The sequence below is a fragment of the Pseudomonas cyclaminis genome (assembly GCF_015163715.1).
GTDB lineage: Bacteria > Pseudomonadota > Gammaproteobacteria > Pseudomonadales > Pseudomonadaceae > Aquipseudomonas > Aquipseudomonas cyclaminis.
The window spans coordinates 1-7,679 of record NZ_JADDUM010000347.1 but is presented as its reverse complement, the minus strand read 5'-3'; the positions used below and the strand labels follow the sequence as shown (position 1 = coordinate 7,679).

Annotated in this window: 5 protein-coding genes and 2 pseudogenes; 2 read left to right on the top strand and 5 right to left on the bottom strand. The window is 61.9% G+C overall.

Annotated features, from left to right (window positions below):
- From IQK56_RS31350 to IQK56_RS30195, 3 genes and pseudogenes are all read right to left on the bottom strand, one after another.
- Positions 1-128 (bottom strand): annotated as a pseudogene (locus tag IQK56_RS31350) (ABC transporter ATP-binding protein); the annotation flags it as partial.
- Positions 129-139: 11 nt separating this feature from the next.
- Complete coding sequence (locus IQK56_RS30200) at positions 140-1,195, bottom strand: AMP-binding protein (RefSeq protein ID WP_193864280.1); 1,056 nt, start codon at positions 1,193-1,195, stop codon at positions 140-142.
- A 179-nt stretch (positions 1,196-1,374) separates the two neighbouring features.
- Entirely contained in the window at positions 1,375-1,935 is a 561-nt protein-coding gene (locus IQK56_RS30195) for a cysteine hydrolase family protein (RefSeq protein ID WP_122308341.1), read from the bottom strand.
- A 117-nt stretch (positions 1,936-2,052) separates the two neighbouring features.
- On the opposite strand from IQK56_RS30195, the gene IQK56_RS30190 reads away from it, so the two are divergent.
- Complete coding sequence (locus tag IQK56_RS30190) at positions 2,053-3,471, top strand: XAC2610-related protein (RefSeq protein WP_193864279.1); 1,419 nt, start codon at positions 2,053-2,055, stop codon at positions 3,469-3,471.
- Between the two features lie 111 nt (positions 3,472-3,582).
- Here the strand turns inward: IQK56_RS30190 and IQK56_RS30185 are convergent, their stop codons facing one another.
- Together IQK56_RS30185 and IQK56_RS31885 are read right to left on the bottom strand one after the other, a co-directional pair.
- The gene (locus IQK56_RS30185; RefSeq protein WP_482827766.1) at positions 3,583-4,617 is read right to left on the bottom strand and encodes a methyl-accepting chemotaxis protein; all 1,035 of its coding nucleotides are present in this window, start codon (positions 4,615-4,617) and stop codon (positions 3,583-3,585) included.
- Positions 4,618-4,875: 258 nt separating this feature from the next.
- A pseudogene (locus IQK56_RS31885) lies at positions 4,876-5,148 on the bottom strand (PAS domain-containing protein); the annotation flags it as partial.
- Positions 5,149-5,311: 163 nt separating this feature from the next.
- On the opposite strand from IQK56_RS31885, the gene IQK56_RS30180 reads away from it, so the two are divergent.
- Entirely contained in the window at positions 5,312-7,510 is a 2,199-nt protein-coding gene (locus tag IQK56_RS30180) for an OsmC domain/YcaO domain-containing protein (RefSeq protein ID WP_193864278.1), read from the top strand.
- Positions 7,511-7,679 lie beyond the last annotated feature (169 nt).

The window sequence follows — 7,679 nt, the reverse complement described above, 5'->3', positions numbered from 1 at the left end:
GGGCCGATCAGCCCGCAGATATCCCCGGCCTTGACGTCGAAGCTGATGGACGTGATGGCCTTGATGCCCTTGAACGACAGGGAGATGTCATCCAGGCGCAGTAATACTGCTTGGGTGGGTGTGTGCATGGGTGGGCTCGTCAGACGGCTTGCGGCAGTGGTTGGTCGGCGGGTTCGCGTCGGGTTGAGGGCTCTTGCCAATGGCCGGGATGAATGCCCAACGCGTTGAAGAACGCTGCACTCTCCGGGCTCAACGCCGGCCCTACCAGCAAGGGCACGCGCAGGCGGCTCATGCCCAGCACATCGCGTAAAGGGCGACGTACCAGCCAGTGACCCAGCCAGCGGCGAAAGGTCGATGGGGTGGGCTGCATGGCCCAGCGATACAGGCGGTGGCTGAAGGTGCCCGGCAGCGGCAGGCGTTCACGGGCCCACTGTTCCAGGCGGCCATAGGACTCACGTGTGCCCAGCACCAGGGTCGGGCCCAGTTCGCGGCGATCGGTGTCACGGGTGGCCAGGGCTTCGGGGAAGTTCAGGCGAAAACCCGCGTGCAGCCAGGGCGCCAGCAGGTAGCGCGCCTGCCCGCTGGCGGCGAACACTCGGGCCGCCAGGGCTTCCTCATCGGCGCCCAGGTGTTCACGGGCCACCAGCGTGCGGGCGCCCGTGAGCAGTTGCTCGTGGGTCAACGGCACGCGGTTATCGGCGTGGAACACGAAGGCGAGGGCGCTTGGCTGGGTGGCGCAGGCGGGTGCCGGGCTGTCCGTGCGCACGTCGGTATAGGCGATCAAGTGGGGGAATTGAGAGTGAGCCAGGCCGCGTCCGTCGAGGTACACCCCCACAACCGGCGCGCTGATTGAGGCAATCGCCTCAGCGTTTTCGGCGAGGACAAATGTCGGCTGCAACAACGCCAGCAGCTCACGATTATCGCGCTCGGGGTCGAGCAACGTGACGCTGCCGCCCAACCACTGCGCGGCCAGTGCCAACAGCAAGGCTTCGTGCCGCGCCTGGCTGATGATCAACAGCGCATCGTCCGACCCGAAACCGCGCTGCTGGAGGGCTGCGGCGAGTTCGCCGACCTCGTCCGCCACCTCGCGCCAACTGCGGACCTGCCAAATGCCCAAGCGCTTGTAACGCAAGGCAATCGCCGACCCGCGGGTGTGGGCTTGGTGCAACAGCGCCTGGGGCAGTGTCTGGGGCATGGGTACATCCTTCGGGTAGATGCGAAGGTGATTGCATGCGCCATGCCATGGAGGAAAGGTCTTTTATTTCAATCGGATAGGGTGTTTTTGTGGTGGGGTGGCCTGTTTGGATTCAGCACAAGCTGTGCGAGTGCTGTTGATGGGGCAACACTCGCGCCCGGGTTCAAAAACAGACCGGCTCAGGCATAAGCCAGGATTTCATCGCTCCCGGCCACCCTGGCGTAATCCATCGCGAGGTTGCTCAGTGACAGCGCATGCACATCTTCCGCTGGCCACAGGCGCCCCGACAAGTCGATTTGGTCAAACGTGTAGCAGGCGTCGGCGGCCACGATGACATCAAAGCCCAGGTTGCCGCCGGAGCGCGCCGTGGCCTCCACGGAGTTGTTGGTGATGACCCCGACGATCACCAACTGCCTGATCGCCCGCGTGTGCAGCCAGCGTTCCAGGCCTGTGTGTGTGAACGCATCCGGTACGTTTTTCTCCAGCACATGCTCGTGCGCCAGGGGTTGCAGCGCGGGCTGGAATTCACAACCCGGTTGCCCCGGCCAGAATACGGAGCCAGGTGAGCGGGAGATATGCCGCACATGCACGATGGGTCTACCGGCTTGCCGCCAGGCGCTGAGCAGACGGTGCATATGCAACTCCGCATCTGGATTGTTACGTCGCCCGAGCGTGGGTTGGTTGATGCCTTGCTGCATGTCGATGATCACCAGTGCGGCGTTGTTGCTTAACGAATCCATGGCACCTCCCTTCGCGCGTGAGGCCGCAACATAGCAGTCCACGGGCACATCCAGACAGCGATTTGTGCGCAGACAACCGCTACACTGCGGCCCCGAATTTCAGCAAGGATGCTTTGAATGCGTTCGCTCGTCAGCGCTGTGCTCCTCTCCATGGCCGTTGCGGCTCCGGTCATGGCCGAACCCCGCTCGTTCTCGGTCAATGATCCCAGCGGCAAGTACCTGGTCGAAGTGCTGTTCCCCGAGGTGCCGCAGGACTTGCAGTCTCTGGCGCGGGCACTGGTCACCCTGCGCGACGCAGCCACCCTCGAAATCCTCCAGCAATTGCAGACCCCGGACGCCCAAGTGCCGATGGACCAGAACGGTAAAACCGTCGACTGGCGTTTGATGGGGGAGAACGGTGTGGTGTACTTCGCCGACATCAATCAGGACGGCCGCCAGGACTTGGCGATCCGCAACGGCACCGGCGCGGATAAAGATTTCCAGTCCAGTTACGACGTGTACCTGCAAGACCCGCAAAAGACGCAGTGGGTGCTGAACGGCCCCTTGACCGAGTTGGCCAACGAAACCTCCGGCGGCATGTTCTCGGTCAACCCCAAGGACGGCATGATCCACTCCCAGACTGACCGGGGATGTTGCTGGACCCGCGCCAGCCGCTATCAGATGCGCGACGGTGAGTTGGTGCGGCTCAGCGCATACACCCAGGCGCAAGTGCCCGCGACGGACGATGACGCCAACAACAGCATGCCCGGCGGCTACATGCTGCGCACCACTGGCGAGTGGAAGGACGGTCAGTGGCTGGAAACCCCAAGGCTCGAAGGGCCGGTCAACGAAGACCCTGAGTTCCTGGCCGGCACCCTCAACGGCAAGATCCCGGTACAGCTCTGGTACCAGCAACAGGGCGCGGTGTTGATCGGTGAGTTGCGCTATACCAAAAGCGGCAGCGGCACGCCGATCAAACTGGTGGGCGAGCTGGGTGAATACGGCGACCAGTCCTTTATCTACCTGCATGAGTACGCCGACGATGGTCATCAAACCGGCATCTGGCGCATCACACGGGAAACCGTCGAACCCTATGCTTACTCCGGCACCTGGGTCAGTGGCGCCCAGGGTGACAAGCCAGAGTTGCAGATCCAACTGCACCGCGAGGACCGCGAACCGGAGTACAAGAAACTCGGCGACGTTGCCCGCGATCAGCGCGACGGTCACTACCAGATGCGCAACGACTTCCTCGGCCGCGACGGCGACCTGGACCTGAAAATCCTCCCCGACCGCGATGCGCAGGGCCGGGAAGTGGCAGAGTTCGCCGTGACGCTCAAGGACACCGGTACCGACAAAGTGATCGTCAGCGCGCACCACACGGTGGCGATGGAAACCGAAAACCTGATCATCGTACGTGAGCCCTTGGCAACCCGACGCGCCGGCCCGTATCACATTCAACTGGTGAAGGGCTTTGCAGTGATCAACCACAATTCGGCGCCGGACTTTCCGGATTACTTCACGGGGATGTACCGCAAGCAGCCTCAGGAAAATCCCTAGATTGCGGCTTAACCCTCACCGGGCAAGCGCACATTTCCCCCCGTAGCAGCTGTCGAGCCTTGGCGAGGCAAGCCGTAAGCGCCTTGTAACAGGGCGCCCGCTTGCCTTTACTCAGCGATTGAAGCGTTCTACCAACGCATATTGAGTGGCCGCCGTATTGGTCAGCTCCTTGCTCAGGCCTGTGGATTGATGGGCTTGCATCGACGTCTGGTCAGCCAGTTCGGCGATGGTGGTGATGTTGCGGCTGATCTCCTCGGCGACCGCGCTTTGTTCCTCGGTGGCGGCGGCGATCTGGGTGGTCATGTCGGTGATGTGGGACACCGCTTCGCTGATACCGACCAATGCCTGGTCCGCCTCCAGCACCCAGGCCACGCCTTCCTCGGCCTGGCGTTGGCCGTTTTCCATGCTTTGCACGGCGTTGTTGGACGACGCTTGCAGTTGGGTGATCAGGGCGTGGATCTGGGTGGTGGATTGGGAAGTGCGCTGGGCCAGTTGGCGCACTTCATCGGCCACCACGGCAAAGCCGCGGCCTTGCTCGCCGGCGCGGGCGGCTTCAATCGCAGCGTTGAGCGCCAGCAGGTTGGTTTGATCGGCGATGCCTTTGATCACGTCCACCACGCTGCCGATTTCGTCGCTGTCCTTGGCCAATTGCGCCACGGTGGTGCCGGTTTCGCCTACGACGGCGGATAGCCGCTCGATGGCCAGGCGGGTATCACGCGCCACTTCACGGCCACGGCCGGTCAGCACGTTGGCTTGCTGGGTGGCGTCGGCCGTGCGCTGCACGTGGCTGGCGACTTCCTGGGTGGTCGCCGCCATCTGGTTGACGGCGGCGGAGACCTGCTCGGTTTCAACGCGCTGGCGATCCAGGCCTTTGGAACTGGCGGTGGCCAACTGATCCGATTGCCCGGCCAGGGCGCTGAGCTGTTCGGCACTGTCCTGCAAGCGGGTGAGGCAGGTTTTCAGGCGGGCGTTCTGGCTGAGGAACGCGGTTTCCAAGCGCGCCTGAGGGCCGCTCGCGTCGCTGTACATCTGGGCGATCAAGGCATCCGATGTCGAGGGTTCGACACCCGCCAGCAGGCGCAAGGTGCTGCCTTGGCGGACGCGTGAGCAGAGCATGCCCACCGGCACGGCGACGGCAACGGCCACGGCAATGGCGACCGGGGCGCTGAGGAACAGCCCGGCCACACTGCCGGCGATACCGGTGGCTGCGTACGGGATGCAGCTCACCAGCGCCGGCACCCAGGCATTCATGGATGAAACGCCAGATTTGCCTTGGCCCAGGCGTCGGTACAGCGCCTCGGCGCGGCGGATTTCATCGGCCGTGGGTTTGACCCGCACGGACTCGAAACCCACTACCCGGCTGCCTTCGAAGATCGGCGTGACGTAGGCGTTGACCCAATAATGGTCGCCGTTTTTCGAGCGGTTCTTGACGATGCCCATCCACGGCAGGCCTTGCTTGAGTGCAGCCCACATGTGCGCAAAGACGGCCGGGGGCACATCGGGGTGACGCACAATGTTCTGCGGCGCGCCGATCAAATCGGCGCGTTCAAAGCCGCTGATTTCGACAAAGGCGTCGTTGCAATAAGTGATGCCACCCTGAGTATCGGTGGCGGAGATAAGTTTTTGTGACGGCGCGAGTGATATCTCGCGTTGTGTTACGGGCTGGTTGTTGCGCATTCCGACTACTCCCTGGTTGCACACACTCCATCGGCGCCAACGTGCAGAAGATTAATCCACATTGGCTATTTCGCCAGCCATTGGTCAAAAGCCTGAAATTAATCGACGAAAAACCCCATAATGGCGGCCATTTTTGTTTAGCCCGTTATTCTGGTGTGCCCCCATGGAAATCAAGGTCAACTTTCTCGACAACCTCCGGCTTGAAGCCAAGTTCGATGACTTCACGGTGATTGCCGACCAACCGATTCGCTATAAAGGCGACGGTTCGGCACCGGGGCCATTCGATTACTTCCTGGCATCGTCGGCGCTCTGCGCGGCGTACTTTGTGAAGCTGTACTGCCAGACCCGCAATATCCCCACGGACAATATTCGCCTGTCCCAGAACAACATCGTCGACCCGGAAAACCGCTACAACCAGATCTTCAAGATCCAGGTCGAATTGCCGGCGGATATTTCCGATAAGGACCGCCAGGGCATCCTGCGTTCCATCGACCGTTGCACCGTGAAAAAAGTGGTACAGGCCGGGCCGGAGTTTGTAATCGAGGAAGTCGAAAATCTCGACGCCGATGCCCAGGCGTTGTTGATGCCCGCAAGCACCTCGGAAGGCGGCACCTACATCGCCGGCAAGGACCTGCCGCTGGAGCAGACCATCGCCAACATGTCCGGCATTCTTGCCGGCCTGGGCATGAAGATCGAGATTGCCTCGTGGCGCAATATCGTGCCCAACGTGTGGTCGTTGCATATCCGCGATGCGCATTCGCCGATGTGTTTCACCAACGGCAAGGGCGCGACCAAAGAGGGCGCGCTGGCGTCGGCGTTGGGCGAATTCATCGAGCGGCTCAACTGCAACTTCTTCTACAACGATCAGTTCTGGGGAGAGGAACTGGCCAACGCGCCGTTCGTGCATTACCCGGACGAGCGCTGGTTCCAGCCGGGCCCGAATGACGAGTTGCCAACCGAGATCCTCGACGCCTACTGCCGCAAGGTCTACGACCGCGAAGGCGAGTTGCGCGGTTCGCACCTGTTCGACACCAACTCCGGCAACGAAGCGCGTGGCATTGTTTCGCTGCCGTTCGTGCGCCAGTCCGATGGCGAGGTGGTGTACTTCCCGTCCAACCTGATCGAAAACCTCTACCTCAGCAACGGCATGAGTGCGGGCAATACCCTGGCTGAAGCCCAGGTGCAGTGCCTGTCGGAAATTTTCGAGCGTGCGGTCAAGCGTGAAATCATCGAAGGTGAATTTGCCCTGCCGGACGTGCCCGCCGAGGTGCTCGCCAAGTACCCGGGCATTGTGGCGGGCATTGAAGGCCTGGAAGCCCAGGGCTTCCCGGTGCTGGTCAAGGATGCGTCCCTGGGCGGCGAGTTCCCGGTGATGTGCGTGACCTTGATGAACCCGCGCACCGGCGGCGTGTTTGCCTCGTTCGGCGCCCACCCGAGCCTGGAAGTGGCGCTGGAACGCAGCCTTACCGAACTGCTGCAAGGCCGCAGTTTCGAAGGCTTGAACGACTTGCCGCCACCGACTTTCGAAGGCCAGGCGGTGACGGAGCCGAACAACTTCGTCGAGCACTTCATCGACTCCAGCGGCGTGGTGTCGTGGCGCTTCTTCAGCGCGCAGTCGGACTACGAATTTGTCGAGTGGGACTTCTGCGGCGAAGGCGAAGACTCCAACGTCCAAGAGGCTGCGACTTTGTTCGGCATCCTCGAAGGCATGGGCAAAGAAGCCTATATGGCGGTGTACGAGCACCTCGGCGCCACCGCGTGCCGCATCCTGGTGCCGGACTACTCGGAAATCTACCCGGTGGACGACCTGATCTGGGACAACACCAACAAGGCGCTGTTTTTCCGCGAGGACATCCTCAACCTGCACCGCCTGGACACAGAAGAATTGCAGGCACTGGTCGAGCGCCTGATCGAAAGCGAACTGGACGACTACACCGACATCACCACGCTGATCGGCATTGAGTTCGACGACAACACCGTGTGGGGCCAACTGACCATCCTGGAGTTGAAGCTGCTGATCTTCCTGGCCTTGCAGCAGCACGAGGAGGCGAAGGAGTGCGTGGAGATGTTCCTGCAGTACAACGACAACACCGCCGACCGTGGCCTGTTCTATCAGGCGCTGAACGCGGTGCTGGAGATGGAACTGGACGACGACCTGGACCTGGCGGACTACGAAGCCAACTTCCGCCGCATGTTTGGCAATGAGCGGATGGACGCAGTGATCGGCTCGGTGAATGGCAGTGTGCGGTTCCATGGGTTGACGCCGACCAGCATCAAACTGGAAGGGCTGGACCGGCATCTGCGCTTGATCGAGAGCTACAAGAAGCTGCACAGCGCACGGGCGAGTATTCAGTCAAACTGATATCGGGTGCACAGGCGCGCTGGCTTCTGTGGTGAGTTGGCTTGTGGGGTAAGTGGGCTTCTTATGGTGAGCAGGCTTGTGTGGTGAACGGGCTTGTGTGGTGAGCGGGCTTGCCCCGCGCTGGGCTGGCGCCAGAGCCCCATCAAGCCGCCCCCGTTTTTCCAGACAA